The sequence below is a fragment of the Pseudomonadota bacterium genome, assembly GCA_027620075.1.
Lineage (GTDB): Bacteria > Pseudomonadota > Alphaproteobacteria > Rickettsiales > UBA6187 > 1-14-0-20-39-49.
Genome location: JAQCEY010000003.1, coordinates 183180 through 199401, shown reverse-complemented (window position 1 = coordinate 199401; position 16222 = coordinate 183180). Strand labels below are relative to the sequence as shown.

The 16222-nt window shown below is 38.3% G+C and carries 16 protein-coding genes; 8 read left to right on the top strand and 8 right to left on the bottom strand.

The annotated features are described in order from the left end of the window. The first annotated feature begins 69 nt into the window (after window positions 1-69). Together O2942_06475 and O2942_06470 are read left to right on the top strand one after the other, a co-directional pair. The gene (locus tag O2942_06475) at window positions 70-855 is read left to right on the top strand and encodes a hypothetical protein (protein ID MDA0781895.1); all 786 of its coding nucleotides are present in this window, start codon (window positions 70-72) and stop codon (window positions 853-855) included. A 58-nt stretch (window positions 856-913) separates the two neighbouring features. Then, complete coding sequence (locus O2942_06470) at window positions 914-1456, top strand: hypothetical protein (GenBank protein MDA0781894.1); 543 nt, start codon at window positions 914-916, stop codon at window positions 1454-1456. A 39-nt stretch (window positions 1457-1495) separates the two neighbouring features. Here the strand turns inward: O2942_06470 and O2942_06465 are convergent, their stop codons facing one another. The 7 genes from O2942_06465 to rpiB form a co-directional block, all read right to left on the bottom strand. Further along, window positions 1496-3748, bottom strand: a complete 2253-nt coding sequence (locus O2942_06465; GenBank protein MDA0781893.1) for a hypothetical protein — start codon at window positions 3746-3748, stop codon at window positions 1496-1498. Between the two features lie 72 nt (window positions 3749-3820). Beyond that, entirely contained in the window at window positions 3821-4909 is a 1089-nt protein-coding gene (ribD, locus tag O2942_06460) for a bifunctional diaminohydroxyphosphoribosylaminopyrimidine deaminase/5-amino-6-(5-phosphoribosylamino)uracil reductase RibD (protein MDA0781892.1), read from the bottom strand. A 116-nt stretch (window positions 4910-5025) separates the two neighbouring features. Next, window positions 5026-5400 carry a hypothetical protein gene (locus O2942_06455; protein ID MDA0781891.1) on the bottom strand — a complete coding sequence of 125 codons (375 nt, stop codon included), beginning with the start codon at window positions 5398-5400 and terminating at the stop codon, window positions 5026-5028. Then, window positions 5401-5670: a hypothetical protein gene (locus O2942_06450; GenBank protein ID MDA0781890.1), complete on the bottom strand. Its 270-nt coding sequence runs from the start codon at window positions 5668-5670 to the stop codon at window positions 5401-5403. A 240-nt stretch (window positions 5671-5910) separates the two neighbouring features. Next, window positions 5911-6378: a transcriptional regulator NrdR gene (gene nrdR / locus O2942_06445; GenBank protein ID MDA0781889.1), complete on the bottom strand. Its 468-nt coding sequence runs from the start codon at window positions 6376-6378 to the stop codon at window positions 5911-5913. Between the two features lie 93 nt (window positions 6379-6471). Next, window positions 6472-7800: a serine hydroxymethyltransferase gene (locus O2942_06440; protein MDA0781888.1), complete on the bottom strand. Its 1329-nt coding sequence runs from the start codon at window positions 7798-7800 to the stop codon at window positions 6472-6474. Between the two features lie 85 nt (window positions 7801-7885). Beyond that, window positions 7886-8323, bottom strand: a complete 438-nt coding sequence (rpiB, locus tag O2942_06435) for a ribose 5-phosphate isomerase B (GenBank protein ID MDA0781887.1) — start codon at window positions 8321-8323, stop codon at window positions 7886-7888. A gap of 251 nt (window positions 8324-8574) precedes the next feature. On the opposite strand from rpiB, the gene O2942_06430 reads away from it, so the two are divergent. Together O2942_06430 and O2942_06425 are read left to right on the top strand one after the other, a co-directional pair. Beyond that, entirely contained in the window at window positions 8575-8787 is a 213-nt protein-coding gene (locus O2942_06430) for a hypothetical protein (GenBank protein ID MDA0781886.1), read from the top strand. A gap of 93 nt (window positions 8788-8880) precedes the next feature. Next, the gene (locus tag O2942_06425) at window positions 8881-9186 is read left to right on the top strand and encodes a hypothetical protein (GenBank protein ID MDA0781885.1); all 306 of its coding nucleotides are present in this window, start codon (window positions 8881-8883) and stop codon (window positions 9184-9186) included. 485 nt (window positions 9187-9671) lie between these two features. On the opposite strand, the gene O2942_06420 is transcribed toward O2942_06425, so the two are convergent. After that, on the bottom strand, window positions 9672-9950 hold the full coding sequence (locus O2942_06420; GenBank protein MDA0781884.1) for an HU family DNA-binding protein: 279 nt from the start codon (window positions 9948-9950) through the stop codon (window positions 9672-9674). Window positions 9951-10272: 322 nt separating this feature from the next. On the opposite strand from O2942_06420, the gene O2942_06415 reads away from it, so the two are divergent. The 4 genes from O2942_06415 (at window position 10273) to lptD (ending at window position 16211) form a co-directional block, all read left to right on the top strand. Continuing rightward, a complete protein-coding gene (locus O2942_06415; GenBank protein ID MDA0781883.1) occupies window positions 10273-10821 on the top strand; it encodes a chemotaxis protein CheW in 549 nt (182 codons plus the stop codon). 38 nt (window positions 10822-10859) lie between these two features. Beyond that, complete coding sequence (locus O2942_06410; protein ID MDA0781882.1) at window positions 10860-13409, top strand: methyl-accepting chemotaxis protein; 2550 nt, start codon at window positions 10860-10862, stop codon at window positions 13407-13409. Window positions 13410-13493: 84 nt separating this feature from the next. Then, a complete protein-coding gene (locus O2942_06405; GenBank protein MDA0781881.1) occupies window positions 13494-13739 on the top strand; it encodes a hypothetical protein in 246 nt (81 codons plus the stop codon). 288 nt (window positions 13740-14027) lie between these two features. Further along, a complete protein-coding gene (gene lptD / locus O2942_06400; GenBank protein MDA0781880.1) occupies window positions 14028-16211 on the top strand; it encodes an LPS assembly protein LptD in 2184 nt (727 codons plus the stop codon). The last annotated feature ends 11 nt before the right edge of the window (window positions 16212-16222 follow it).

The following is a 16222-nucleotide window of genomic DNA, read 5'->3' as shown; positions in this document are numbered from 1 at the left end:
CTTTACAATACACATGGTCGTCTGCATTAGCAGGCGACCATTAACTAAATAAAAAAGTAGGATAAAAAAATGAACTTTAAAAAAACATTTCTTACAGTGGCAGGAGCTACTACGCTTCTGGCAACCACTGCATTAGCAGATAATAACTTAACCACCCTTACTCAAACCGGTAATGACAACTCAAACATTACCGATCAGTCAGGTAACCTTAATGACAGCCTTGTTAACCAGCAAGGTGATAATAACGGCAACGATTCATCACAAACAGGTAATGAGAACGTTTATGTTGTTAACCAGCTTGGTAATGACAACGGTGCTACCGTTGATCAGTCAGGTGATTTTAACAATACTAACAATCTACAGAACGGTAACGGTAACACGGCAAATGCTTTGCAAGACGGTTTAAGCAATGACAATGACGTTTATCAATACACTGACGGAAACTCTGCCGACATCACTCAGATAGGTGAAGTTAACTACTCAATCGTGGCTCAGGCAGGCGGTGACGATAACACTGCAAGCGTAAACCAGAACGGATTAGATAACGACTCCACTTTATTACAGTTAGGTTCGAACAACTCTGCCATTATTGTGCAGGACGGTGAGAACAACGATATTGACGCATTTTCTATAGGAGATGATAACAATAACGATGTAAGCCAGTTTGGAACTTTTAATGATTCCATTAGTGTTCAAAGCGGTGATTTGCATACCGTTAGTTTGACTCAGAACGGTTTTTCAAACTACTCTGATTCACTACAAAACGGCGTAGGTTCTACTTATAGCGGCTCACAAACAGGTGATAATAACATTTCCAATGTTGTTCAAAACCCGAGCAGCAGCAGTTCTTTATAACCGTTGAGGCAGAGGGAATTATTCCTCTGCCTTAATTTTTCAAATTTTATTTATATATATGATAAAAAACGTTTTAAAAGCATTGGCTATATTAAGTTTGACATCAAGCGTTTCTTTCGCCGATTCAAACTCGGTTACTATTGACCAGATTGGTGATAATAATTTTATCATAGTTAAGCAAGAAGGTAACTTTAACACAAGTACGGCTTTACAGCTCGGTAATAATAACCAATCTCTTTTAGAATCACCTAATGAGATCGGTAACATACCGGACATACTCGGACAAGTTCAATTGGGTAATGGAAATAACGCAAGACTTGTGCAGATAGGAAATAATAATTATGCCGGTCAATATCAAAACGGCAATTTTAACATTGCCGAAGTTGTTTCAATGGGTTACGGCAACGTTGCTATTCAGGTTCAAGACGGTGATGACAATACTAACAATTTGAGTCAGCAGGGCAACTTTAACAAATCTATAGATCTTCAATTCGGTAATGGAAATACCATAAACAAGGAGCAGATCGGAGATTTCAATTCCAGCAGGGTTACACAAGTAGGAAATGGTGCTACTATTACTATTATCGAAGTTAACCCATAGCACTTACTGTTAAATTTATTACAAAAAGAACCGTAAAGATTATTCCTCCGGTTCTTTTTTATTTTTATCCGTCTCAAGATCAATAAGTTTCTTTTGAGCCTCCCTTAGGATATCGTTATGTTTGTTTTTAATTTCCTTCTGGGTTTTTTCTGCGTTTTCCTGCACTTCTTTCATATTATCATCATGTTGACGGAATAGTTCCTTTTGTTCTTTTATTAGATGCTTCTTCCGCTCTTCTGTTTTTCCTTCAAGTTCCCTTAGATTTTTCTGATGCTCTATAATTATTTTATTTTCTTCCTCTTCTAATTTCTTCCTGCTTTCCTCAATTTTTCTTTCCATATCTATTTTTGCTTTTTCTATTATACCTTCCTGTTCTTCACTTATTTCACGGTGTTTTTCTTTTGCCATATTTATCAGTTTCACTAATTCTTTATGTTCTGCGAGTTCCTGCTCGTTCATACCGCCTTGTTCAATCCTTCTTTTATCCTCTTCTGCGGTTCTGACAAATTCATCTATCTCTTCTTTTTCTTTATTTATCTGACTCCTTCTGATATCTACGTCTTTTATTACACGCTCTAGTTCGTCCTGTTCTCTTTTTATAGCCTTATCATGTTGTCTTTGTGACATCTCCATTTTTAATTCGGCTTCTTTTTTTAATTCGACGATTTCCTGTTGGTTTGAAAATGTAAGGCTCTTTTGTTCCGCCATCAGGGCATTTTTTCTTTCCTGAATTTGCTTGCCCATCTCTACCATTTCCATTCTTGCCTGCATACTTGCTATTCGTTTATCCTGTTCGACCTTTAGTAGGTTTTCATATGATTGCTTACCTATTTCATATTTTTCCAGCTTTCTCTCGGTCTGTACGGTCTCCCAACGGTTTTTTCTGTTTTCTTCTGCGTTCTTTATTGCCATTTCATTGGTGATATTCTCGCTTTCCTTAAAAATATCATAGCTTTCTTTATCTATCTCTTTTCTAATTTCGAGTGTTTCAAGATCAAGATATTTTAGGTCACGTTTAGCGTTATCTACCATTTCCTTTTGCTCTTTGAGCATATTATTCCGGTTAATTTGTGCTTTTTCTTCTATCTGCATAATACCGCGTTTGGTATTAGTGATAATTTCCTTCTGTTCTTTTTGCCTTCTTTTCTTACTATCGCTTTCTCTTTGTTCGATGTGTTTTGCAACCTGCTTTACTATCTCAAAATGCTCCGCCTTCATTTCTTTATGCTTTGCCAGCATTTGCTGTTTGAAGTTATATATGTTCTCTTCAGTTCGGCGTACCAGTTCGTCCTGCATGGATTTTAGTTTTTCTTCTGCCTGTCTGTTCATCATTTCTTTAGCGTGGTTAATAACTTCCTTTTGCCTTCGCATTATACTTCTCTGGCTTTCATTTGAATGTTTTTCAAATTCAAACAACTCGTCCTTTGCCGACTCCTTAATGGTAATATGCTCTTTTTCCATTTCCTCCCTATTACGCTTTATAACATTACGCATTTCGTCATGGATTTTTTTTACTTCCTCCATATTACCCTGCTTTATATAAAGCCCGCTTACCCTTAACTGTTCTTTTATATAGTTCTTATTATCCTGTAACTTCTGCTTATACTTATCTTCCAATGCTTTTTTCTTTTGCTTCGCATCATCTACGAGGCTATCTAGTTCCGCTTTTTCATTTTTTGCTAATTGTCTGAATTCATTTTCTATTTCTTCTTCTTTGAGGCGTGCCTCATTTAAAAGCCTATTCAAGTCTTCTTTCATTGTTCTGACTTGTTCGCTTTCAAATTTTTTCTGTTTTTCCTGAATATCCAGTGCAAGATTTTTAAGGTCGTCTTTTTCTTTCCGGGTTAGCCTTACCTGACGCTCCTCCAGTTCATATTGCTTTTTCCATGCAAGTTCCATAAGCTCGTTCAGGCGTTCACGCATCAACTCCTGCTTATCCTGAGGGAATGTTTTTAGGCGTTCTTCGGCTTGGTCTTTTAGGAGATTAAGCTTGTATCTTTTTTCCGCAAGCTCTTGTTCCTGCACATTTTGTAGGGCTATCTGCTCTTCTTTGGCCGTGTTTATCATTTCATCGAGTTCACGCCTTTTTTCCTGAGCTATCCTTATTTGTTCTTCTTTTATCTGATTGTGTTTTTTACGAACGGTGGCAAGAAGTTCTTGAAGGTCTTTTTGTTTTTCTGCGATATCGGATTTCTGCTCTTCAATCCTTGAAGTGCTATCTTCAAAGGCATTCTTACGGATAGATTCAATATCCTTTGATATAGAACTTTTATTGGAATTAAGTAAATCCATATATTGCACTACTTGGTTAAACACACAAATTCGTAGCACAAATTTAACATAAAAGTGTTAACTTTTAATTAACTATCTGGTTTTTATGGAGTTATACAAAGTTACCTTGTCATTTTCCATTTGAAGTTCCGATATCTTTTCAAATTTTTCTTCTGCGATTTTTTTTATGTCCATAGCTTCGATAGCGTCAATTCCGTCTTCATCTATTTCTTTTTTTGCCTGCATCCAAATCAGTTCATCAACAACATTTGCTTTTATGAAGGAAGCGGCAACCTTACTCCCACCTTCCACCATCAGCCTTGTTATTCCTTTAGCGGCAAGAATTCTCACGGCTTCTTCAACATTAACATCGGCTTTACATCTCAAAATCTCAACGCCTGACTTTTCAATATTTTTATTTTCAGCATCGGCAGAGCATATAATATATGTAGGGATATCTTTAGCCGTCCTGACTAGTTTGCTGTCTATCGTGGTACGAAGGTTGTTATCCGTTATAACACGTATAGGGCTTTGGTCTTCCATACCATTTAAACGGCAATTAAGCATAGGGTCATCTGAAATTACCGTTCCCACACCCACTAAGATAGCGTCATTCTTCGCCCTGATATAATGGGCGTATGCTCTTGTATCTTCGCCTGTTATCCACTTGCTGTTACCAAGCTTATCGGCAATTTTGCCGTTGGCACAGGTGGCAAGTTTCAGCGTAACATACGGTCTGCCCTTCTCATGGACGCTGAAGAACCCTTCATTTATCTTTCTTGCGTCCTCTTCGCAAACTCCCGTGACCACCTCAATGCCTGCATCTTTTAGCTTTTTTATCCCCTCACCTGACACTTTTACAAAGCTATCCTGAGTAGCCACTACTACCCTTGTAACACCCGACTTAATTAAACTATCGGCACATGGAGGGGTTTTGCCATAATGGCTGCATGGCTCCAAGGTAACATAGGCTGTTGCTCCCTTTGCCTCATCGCCCGCCTTGTGCAGTGCAATATATTCTGCATGCGGTCTTCCGCCTTTTGCAGTAATACCCGTTGCTATTATCTGCCCCTCCCTGACCAACACACAGCCTACGGTAGGATTAGGTGCGGTTAACCCTACTCCCCTTTTAGAAAGGTTAAGAGCTATTTGCATGAATTTTGTATGATTTGATAAAGGCATAAATTAAAAACCTTACTCTAGCTATGAAATTCATAGTGTTTGAAATTACTATAAGTATCCTGTCAAAGTAAATTAAGGTATTTATATGCTGACACGTACCCATATCTAAATATTGATTATTCGCTGTCTTTATTTTTAAAATAATAGCCAATTACAAAACCCACACCACTACTAAGAGTACTCGTAATTAAAGCAACTGTATTACCTACGTCTATAAAATCTAAAGATGTTGCATTCGAAGTTAATAACGAAAGGTTTATTTTTGCTACCATAAAATTATAACCAGCACTAAATATAAATCCAAAAACAATTAAGCAGAAATACCATTTAAGAAATAACTTTGTTATTGCTAACCTAGATTTATTAATATGCTCTGTTTTGTCAAACTTAGCATCCGATTTGGCAAGACTAACTGAAACTTCGTTTAATAAGCTTTCCCACTTTTCTTCTTTATCTTTGTAATTCTTAGGCGGTTTTAGATTTAAGTTCATTTATTTTTTAAAAGCCTCATCAATAAGCTTATCATACGCTTCAAAAAGTTGCCTTGTGTGCGTAACTAATTCATCAATAGACTTTGATAATTGAGATTTTATTTGCTCTAATTGCTCTTTCAGTTCTTTACTTTTAGGCTCTGTTTCGTCCAGCTTTTCAATTATTTCCGAAAGATTTTCTGATTGCTGAATTAATCCTTTTAAACTTTGTACATTTGCAGCAATAATTTCTTTTAAGTTTTTAAATTGCTCTTGAAAACTTTTTTTCATTTCTTTTCCTCACCTTTCTTAGATGAATATTTAACCTCTTTCATAATCTTTTTCAATTTCTTTTTCATTTTCATCGCAACCATGTTCTTTGGCTGCTTGTATGAATTTTATATTATCAGATAAAGACATAAATTAAAAACACTATAAATAGCATAGTAAATAAATAGCATAGTAAATTTGAATTTACTTTAATGCTCGATAAATATGTACTTTGTCACGCTGAAGAAACGACACCAGAAACTATTTTTCCTCTTTCACAATAATACCTATCGTACCTGCAAAATCCTGAAAGTCCTGAACGCCTGTAAAGTCTTTATATACTGATGCGAACCTGATATATGAAACGGGGTCGAGTTCTGCCAGAACTTCCATAACGGCTTCGCCTATACGGTCGCTTTCAACTTCGCTTTCAACCGTTTTTTCCAGATTGCGGACGATGTTGTTCACTGCCATTTCCACCTGTTCTTCGGTGATCGGACGCTTCCTTACCGCCACCCTTATGGAACTTACCAGCTTATCCCTGTCAAAAGGTCTGCGTTTTCCGTCTTTTTTTACTACTACAAGCTCTTTAAGCTGCACCCTTTCAAAAGTAGTAAAGCGTGAATCACACTCTGTGCAATATCTACGCCGCCTTATAGAAACACCTTCTTCAGACGGGCGTGAATCCTTGACCTGAGTATCTTCATTACCGCAAAATGGACAACGCATACCTACCTCTTTATTTAGTATAAAAGTTAAATGGTAAAAAAGTAAAAAAGCTATTACTCGCTATAAACTTTTGATACTTTCTCACTAACCTTGCTATCCTATTTCAGAATAGATAGGGAATTTAGCACAAAGCTCTTCAACCTGTTTTTTAACTTTTTGTTCGGTCTCGCTGTTATTAGCTTTATTCTTAGCAAGTCCGTCAAGCACATCACCTATAAGGTTACCGATAAGCTTGAACTCCTCAAGACCGAAACCTCTTGTAGTACCGGCAGGAGTGCCAAGACGTACACCGGAAGTAACAAACGGGGACTCAGGGTCAAAAGGAATAGCATTCTTGTTGCATGTCAATCCGGCACGCTCTAGCGATTCTTCCGCTTCTTTGCCGGTAACTCCTTTAGGACGCAGATCAACCAGCACAACATGGCTGTCTGTTCCGCCGCTTACGATATCGGTACCACGCTCGACTAGAACCTCAGCCAAAGCACGTGCATTATCTATAACCGCTTTACCGTATTTTTTGAAACTTTCAGTCATACATTCTTTCAAAGCTACCGCTTTTGCCGCCATAACATGCACCAAAGGCCCACCCTGCAATCCGGGGAAAATTGACGAATTAATAGCATTACCCAAAGTAATATCCTTGCCTGTAGGGGTTTTACGCACCACAGTATCAGGGAATTTTGAAAGGATAAGACCGCCGCGAGGACCACGCAATGTTTTATGTGTCGTAGTAGTTACCACATGTGCGTGCGGTAACGGGCTTGGATAAGTACCTGCGGCAACCAGACCTGCCACGTGAGCCATATCGACCATTAAAAACGCACCCACTTCATCGGCTATCTTGCGGAATCTTGCCCAGTCTATAACTCTAGGATATGCCGAACAGCCTGCTATAATAAGCTTAGGTTTGTTTTCTTTGGCAAGTTTTTCAACTTCATCATAATCTATCAGGGCGTTATCTTCACGCACACCGTACTGAACCGAGTTAAACCATTTACCCGACATATTCGGGGCTGCGCCGTGAGTAAGGTGACCGCCCGAAGCAAGTGACAATCCTAAAATAGTATCACCGGGCCGTAGCAAAGCCAAAAACACTCCCTGATTAGCCTGAGAGCCTGAATTAGGCTGTATGTTAGCATATGTACAATCAAAAAGCTCACAAGCCCTGTCAATAGCGATTTGCTCTACTTGATCGGCAAATTCACATCCGCCGTAATATCTCTTACCCGGATATCCTTCTGCGTATTTATTAGTGAATATAGAGCCTTGTGCTTCTATCACCGAACGGCTGGTAATATTCTCCGAAGCTATCAGTTCTATCTGATTTTGCTGACGACCAAGTTCACCTTCAATGGCATTGAATATTTCCTTATCGGTGTCTTTTAAATGTCCTTCAAAAAAAGTTTCATTTTTATTGTGCATAATTTTTTCCGCTAAGTTTGACATTAAAATAATTCCTTTAATAATAGTTTAATAATAAGAATCGAATAACTACACTTTCTTATAATTATATACCGCTGAGCTTTTCTACTCTTTTTTTATGCCTGCCACCTTCAAACCCCGTAGTAAGAAAAGCTTTCAAACATTCCTTTGCATCATTTAAACTTACAAATCTGGCACCCAACACCAGAACGTTAGCATCGTTATGTTGTCTTGCCAATTTTGCCATTTCCACATTATGGCATAGTGCGGCTCTTATATTTTTATTCCTGTTTGCCGCTATGCTTATCCCTATGCCGCTTCCACATATTGCCACACCGAAGTTGCATTTATTCACCGCAACCTGCTCCGCCAATTTATACCCATAATCCGTATAATCAACAGAATCTTTGCTATTAGTTCCCAAGTCCAGAACTTCATAGCCTGATTTGTGCAATTCTTCTTTTAAGATCTCTTTTAGCTCAAAACCCGCATGATCTGTAGCTATGGCTATAATTTCAGACATTTGACCATCTATTAATAAACATTTGTAACGGAAAATATCAAAAAAACATATTATTACAACAATTAATTTAAAGTTGTAATATTTGTTCAATAATTCTTGATTATCATAAAAATAGTGGGTAATGCATTATTTTAACAATAAACACTAACTTATTAACCAAGGTGAGCTTTTTAAGTGACACTGAGTCTTTTTTATTGTATAATATTATAATTATTGCCCTCTATCAAGGGAGGGGACAGGAGATGAATCATATGGCTGCAAACAATTTTTTTGTTGGGGAAGTTAATCTAAAAGAATCCAGTGTAGTAGTAAAAGAAATATCTGGTAAAAATTTAAGCAACGTAATGTCAGCTCAAAAAGCTTTCAGGAATAATGACGTAAAGGAACAAAAACAAACCGGTGCAGTTGAAAGTTTACACGCAAGAAATAACTGGCAAGAAACAGATAACGGCATAACACGTTAAAATACATCTATATACAAACCTTTTAGTTGAAACTTGTGGCTTATACTGATATACTGGCTAAGATTTTTTTCACTATTAACTAATTCATTAAAAATGAGAAATATACCTAGCAGTCTGGTAAAAAATAAAACCTATTGTGTAAATTATCTGGTTTACAAAGATGAATCGGGGCAGAAGTCGTATTTATATATAGCAGTCAGGCAAGATCAGATGCCGGAATTTCAAAAGGCAATAAAATGCGGTAATTTCGATGCCGAGGATTACGGCATTGTTTTAGAACAGGGTGAAGGAATCGCATCAGATGATATAAAGCAAAAAATGAGAATGATGTATAATTGCGACCACGATAGCAACATAAGCATTCTTGACTACAAGCCCGAAGCGAATATTGATAATTAAAGACTTCAGTGCGATTTTTGCAAAAGTATATATTCTCAGAATCTAAATAATAAAAAGACTTGAATTATTATAGAAGCCTCTGCAAAAGTGGTAAGGCATTATAAAATTTAGTCCCTTCTCCCTTTGGGAGAAGGTTAGGATGAGGGAGAGGACTTTTAATAAAAACAAGGACTTGCAATTAAAGTGCTTATTTTAAAGCTCCCTCACCCCAACCCTCTCCCTAAGGGAGAGGGAGCAAAGTTCAAATTTGAGTTCTTTTTACCAACTCTCCCGTGTACGGTGGAGGGTTAGTTTTAAGGAGGTGGCGACACATGCAGGTATAACAAATACTTGCTAGTTTCTACCCCTCACAAAAACACTTTCGTGTTTTTAACTCTCCCTCAAGGGGAGAGTAGTTTTTTGACTACGGCTTCTCAACCATTGAAAAATACAAAAAAAGACCCTTAAATTCAGGGTCTTTTTCATATTCACCTTAAAAGCTTAAATTAACCGTTAACGGCATCTTTAAGTTTTTTAGCAGGAGAAAATTTAACAACTTTCTTAGCCGGAATCTGGATAACTTCGCCTGTTCTAGGGTTTCTTCCTGTGGTAGCTTTACGGTCTTTTACGGTAAGGCTGCCGAAACCTGCAAGTTGAATGCCGTTATCGTTATCGGCAAGTGCATCAGTAAGTACTTCTATATAAGCATCTAAAAAATCCTGTGCTTCTTTTTTAGTGCTACCAGTTTTATTAGCTATTGCAGCTGTTAATTGCTCTTTATTCATTTTTAAAAAATCCTTTATTATTGTTGAATTTACTAGGCAAAAAAACGCCTAACATTTTTGATATCGCCTAAAATACTAAAAAGCAAGCATTTACTTCGTTTTTTTAGTTTTAAGCCATATTAGTTTTACTATCGAATAAAAAATCCTAATTTTTTTACCGATATTTATATCTTTTTAATTAATATCAAAATTTTTACCAATGATATAAAATTATACTTGTATTTAAATTATAAGTTGAGCATTATAGGCGATAATTTAAATTACCGTAAGAAATTATTCTTTATGTCATTTGTGGAATTCTTAATGTATAGGAATATTTATAATGAAAAGTGAAAAACAATCAAATAACGATGGATTGGATGCAGGTCAGGAAAATGCCGATTCAAAACAATTTCTAACATTTAAGGTCGAAAAGGAAGAATACGGCGTATCTTTAATGACTATTCGTGAGATCAAAGGTTGGAGCAAGCCTACTGTACTTCCTAATTCCCCTCCATTTATGAAAGGTGTTATAAATTTACGTGGTGTGGTTATTCCTATTTTTGACCTCCGCCATAGGTTTGAAATGGGGACGACGGAGCCTAATGAAAAAAATGTAGTTATAATAATAGCCGTTAATCAGCGTTTGATAGGGGTGCTGGTTGATGCGGTTTCCGACATTCTGACGGTTTCTGTAGAACAGATAAAATCCGCTCCTAAAATGGATACCAATATTGATGAAAATTATGTCGACGGATTGATTCAGTCTGACGATAAGATGGTTGTCATACTGAATATTGAAAATTTATTTGACTCTAACATGCTTTGTGAAGCTGAAAAAATTGCGAGTAAGGCTGATGTTCCTCAGGAGCAAACCACCTCGGACAATTAACAACAAAATTAACTTTTATGTAAAAAGAGGAAAATACAATGTCTAATCTAAAAAAACTTTCAGTTAGCCAAAGAGTCTTAATTGCATTCTGTTTTATTATAGGAATGTTTGTCTTTTCGGAATTTAACACCTTCGCGTCAATGCTCAACCCACAGTCCGAATGGGGCATGGAGAATATATTGGTTCTTGTGGGGCTTATTCTAGCAATAGCGGTTGCCAAAATAACTAAAGATTCTATTGATGCGACATTAATGGAGCAACAAAGGAAGGAACAAACATTAGAAAGCGTTTCTTCGCAGGTTATGATAGCTGATGAAAATTACAACATCATATACCTGAATCCCGAACTTATGAAAATGATGACCGAAGCTGAGTCTGATATCAAAAAAGACCTGCCGTCCTTTGATATCAAAAAAATTATAGGCGTGAATATAGATTCATTCCATAAGAATCCTGCTCACCAACGTGGCATGCTTGATAGCCTGAAAAGTACCTATAATACTTCGATTAATGTCGGCGGTCGTATATTTGACCTGATAGCCAATCCTGTTATTTTAAACGGTAAGCGAGCAGGAACTGTTGTAGAATGGAAAGACGTTACCAAGCAAAGGGCTTTAGACGAGAGGCTTGTAAACAGTCAGGGGCAGATTGACGCACTTAACCGCTCTCAGGCATGTATTGAATTTGACCCTAAAGGCTACATACTACATGCCAATGAGAATTTCTGTGGTGCTATGGGCTACGGCTTAGATGAAATAAAAGGTAAACACCATAGTATTTTCGTTGATCCGGAATATGTTAAATCCTCCGAATACAAAGAATTCTGGGAAAAATTAGGCAAGGGTGAATTTGCTGCCGACCAGTATGTCCGTTATGGCAAAGGCAGCAAGGAAATATGGATTCAAGCAACTTACAACCCTGTTTTAGATAATAACGGCAAAGTATTCAAAGTTGTTAAGTTTGCCGTAGACGTAACTCACTTGCGTGATGAACAAATGCGTTCCGCACGCATTCAGACATCACTGGATAGTGTAACTTCCAACGTAATGCTTGCTGACGAGAAAAACAATATCATATACATGAACGATGCCGTAGGCGGAATGCTGAGAAAGGCGGAATCGGATATCAGAAAAGATTTGCCTAAATTCGATGTTGATACGGTGGTCGGCTCTAATATCGATATCTTCCACGCAAATCCCGAGCATCAAAAATCTATGCTTGAAAAGTTAAGCTCAACTTACAGAACATCTATTAAAGTTGGCGGACGTACATTCTCTTTGATAGCTAACCCTGTTTTCGGCAAAAAAGGTGAGCGTCTTGGAACAGTTGTCGAATGGAATGATATAACTTTAGAACTGGCTGTCGAAGAAGAAGTCAAGCAGGTTGTAGACGCTACTACCAAAGGTGATTTTACACAAAGATTATCTTTAGAAGGCAAGGAAGGATTTATGCTGAATCTTTCTAAAGGCATTAATGAGATCGGCGAGGTATCGCACAGAGGCTTGACGGAAACGGTGGGCGTACTTAAATCGCTTTCCAAAGGTGACCTTACCGAGCAGATTAACGGTGAATATGAAGGAATGTTTAATGAGATAAAGGAATCTGTTAACGGCACTATAAACCAGTTACGCTCGATAGTAGGTAGAATCAAGGAATCCGCAAGTTCGGTCAACTCCGCATCTAGTGAGATATCCTCAGGCAGTAAGGACTTATCCGAGCGTACCGAACAGCAGGCATCTACTTTAGAAGAAACGGCAGCCTCTATGGAGCAGATAACAGGTGCGGTAAGGCAGAACACCGAAAATTCCAATAATGCCAATAGCCTTGCCGAAAGTGCCAAGAATGTCGCTACTAAAGGCGGAAATGTTGTAAGCGAGGTTGTAACTGCTATGGGCGGTATTACGGAATCATCACAAAAAATATCCGATATCATCAATGTTATAGATGACATAGCTTTCCAGACCAATCTTCTTGCACTAAATGCGGCGGTTGAGGCGGCAAGAGCCGGAGATGCAGGCAAGGGCTTTGCGGTCGTAGCCTCCGAGGTGCGTTCATTAGCCGGGCGTTCTGCGGCGGCTTCAAAAGATATCAAAACGCTGATAAATGAAAGCTCCGATCAGGTTAAGAGCGGTTCCGAACTGGTAAATCAGGCGGGAGAAACATTAAAAGAAATAGTCGGTTCGGTTGCAGAAGTTGCTGCTATAATTTCAGAGATAGCCTCGGCAAGCTCCCAGCAGGCAACAGGTATTGAGGAGATAAACTCCGCAGTTGCTCAAATGGACGAGATGACACAGCAAAATGCTGCATTGGTAGAAGAAAATACGGCAGCGGCACAATCCCTTGTGGATCAAGCTTACGGTCTTGAAGAGTTGATATCGTTCTTTAGGATTGAAGAAGCTGATGAAGGACAAATGCACGCTACTGCTAAGGTAGCATCTATGGGCAGGTCTTCGGCGAAAGTTGCAAGCAAGCCTTCGGCTATGTCCCAGTCAAAACCAAAAGCTCAGGCTGCCAAATCCCCTCCGGCAAAGCCGGAAAAAGTTACACCTATATCCGGAAAATATGATGATGACTGGGAAGAATTCTAGTCCTACCTATAAAAAACAAGCCCTCTAAATAACGGGGGCTTATTTTTATCCGCTTGAATAGTATAAGTTTTATGGAGTTTAAAAATGGTTGTACTCAGTAAAGAAGACGAACAGGCAAAAACGGCTGATAAAGAAGAGATAAATGAAACTTTGAACAGGATATTTGCCCAAATGAACAAAGCTTTAGCCGATAAAAGCCCCGACGAGATAGCAAAAGAAAGAATTGACGAAACCCTGAACGCCCTTTTTGAGGCGGTAAACCAAAGTACCTATCAGGGCAAGAAGACAAAGATACCTGATTTCAAAAGAATAATTAACGGCGAGTTTTAGTGACTATCGAACTATAACTAACAAGTAGCCTATAAACGCTTTCGTCAATATTTTAGCATGTCTTGTCGCATATGCGTATAAAATTGACGAACCTAAAATTAAAGCTTTTTTGATTGAGGATTAAACGAGTTGAGGTTAGGTAGTAATATATCTCTCGGACGACACCCTTTTTAATATCCTTAGTACACATGTGGAAAAAACCATTTCTTTTGATGACATGAGGTAAAATAGCTGCTATATGTTGCCTTCACTCTTAATTGTATCTGTATTTCATTTTAAATCTGCAATATGAATTATTTTGTTCAAGCCTTAGCATTTATAATTTTATTTACCGGTTTGCATTCAAAGTCAAATGCACAGGATTATATTGCGGACAACATAAAGGAAAACTCTAAAAAGCCTGCCGAAATTGAAGCCGACTCAATGGACTACGATAAAGAGTCCAAAATAGTTACGGCTGAGGGCAAGGTTGAAGTTACACAAGGCGGTATAGTGCTTTTTGCCGATAAGGTAACATACGACCAAAACACCAATGTAGTGAAAGCTATCGGTAATATAAGTATTATGGAGCCGAGCGGCAATGTTATGTTCGCCGATCATATGGAACTCAAAGACGACCTGAAAAAGGGTATTATACATAATTTTAAAATTAAGTTCATTGACGACTCACGCATGTGGGGAGCAAATGCACAAAGGGTAAATGAAAAACTTATCGTACTTGAGGATATACACTACACTCCGTGTAAGATGTGCGAGGAAAACCCTGAAAAACCGCCTCTGTGGCAAGTTAGGGCAAAGAAAGCTACCATTGACGATGAAAAACAGCGTGTAAAATATAACCATGCGTTCTTCGAGATTAAAGGAGTTCCGGCTCTCTATACTCCTTATATTTCACACCCTACACCCGATGCCAAAAGGAAAAGCGGTTTTTTAATTCCGAAATATTCAACCGATAAAATATTCGGAACAACGGTAAAAGCACCTTATTACTATAATATATCCCCTAATAAAGATCTTACTTTAACACCTATAATCACTAGCAAGGAAGGTCCGATACTTGCCGGGGATTACCGCCACCTTTTTCAAAGCGGTTCTATGAATATAAAGGGTAGTATAACCAATCCTAATAGGGTTGATGTTAACGGCAACGAGATAAGCGGTAATGAAATTCGCGGGCATATAGAAGGAAGCGGTGACTTCAGAATAACCGACATATGGAGTTGGGGATTCATCGGTAAGCGTTCTACGGACGACACATATCTGGAAAAATATGATTTTGGCGAAGAGGATACCTTAACATCAAGGGTTTTTGCAACGGCAATTGATAAAAGGAATTATATTCACACGGAATCAATAACGTTCCAAGGGTTAAGGGAAAGTGATGACCCCGGTGCTACACCGTTGATACTTCCTAGTGTGACGGCACATTATGAGACTATGCCCGGTTTTCACGGTTCACGTTTTATAGCAGATGCCAACCTTATGGTGTTGACGCGTGATGACGGCGTAAGTTCAAACAGGCTTTCTGTAAAAGGCGGCTGGAACATACCTCATATTACTAAGTCCGGTCATGTATTCGAACTGAAAACTTCCCTGCGAGGAGACGGCTATTTTGTTGACGAGGTAATAGAAAACCCATCCGACCCTAACAGCGAGGAGCTTGACGGTTCAGTTGCCAGATTTATCCCTGAGGCAAAGTTAGGCTGGAAATTGCCTGTAGTTAATAAAATATATGACAGGCAGGTGTTCCTTGAACCTACCGCTAATTTCATCGTAAGCCCGTATGGAGGCAACCCTGATAAGATACCCAATGAAGACGCACAGGACATTGAATTTTCGGACGAAAACCTTTTTGACTCAAACCACTTTACAGGTTATGACAGAATCGAGAGCGGCCCTAGGGTTAATTACGGTCTAAGAGGAAGGGTATCTGATAAAGATTATGGCGATCTTAGCTTTCTTTTAGGTCAGAACTACCATTTCAAAGAGAATAACAACTTCAGTGCCAGAACCGGTTTAGATGAGCATTTCTCCGATTATGTAGGTCGTATCGGCTACCATAAGGACGATAAGTTTAACCTTGCTTACCGCTTCAGGGTAGATGATGAAACATTTGCATTAAACAGAAACGAAATAACTGCCGATGTCACGGTTGCTCCCGTAACCTTCAATCTTGATTATCTTTCTGTTGATGAAAACTTTGATACCACTACTACAAATCTGGGAAATGAAAATCGTGAGTTAATTATTGCCGGTGCTTCGCTTGATTTGAATAATGAGTGGAATGTTTCGGGCGGAGGTCACCGTGACCTAGAAGACGGTGAATGGGTATATACCAAGGCAAACCTTTTATATAAGGGAGACTGTTTTAACGTAAACTTTGCATGGTTCAAGGAATTCACACGTGACCGTGACATCAGACCTAACACAACTCTTTCCTTGCAAATATCTTTGAAAAATTTAGGATACTAGAATATAATTAT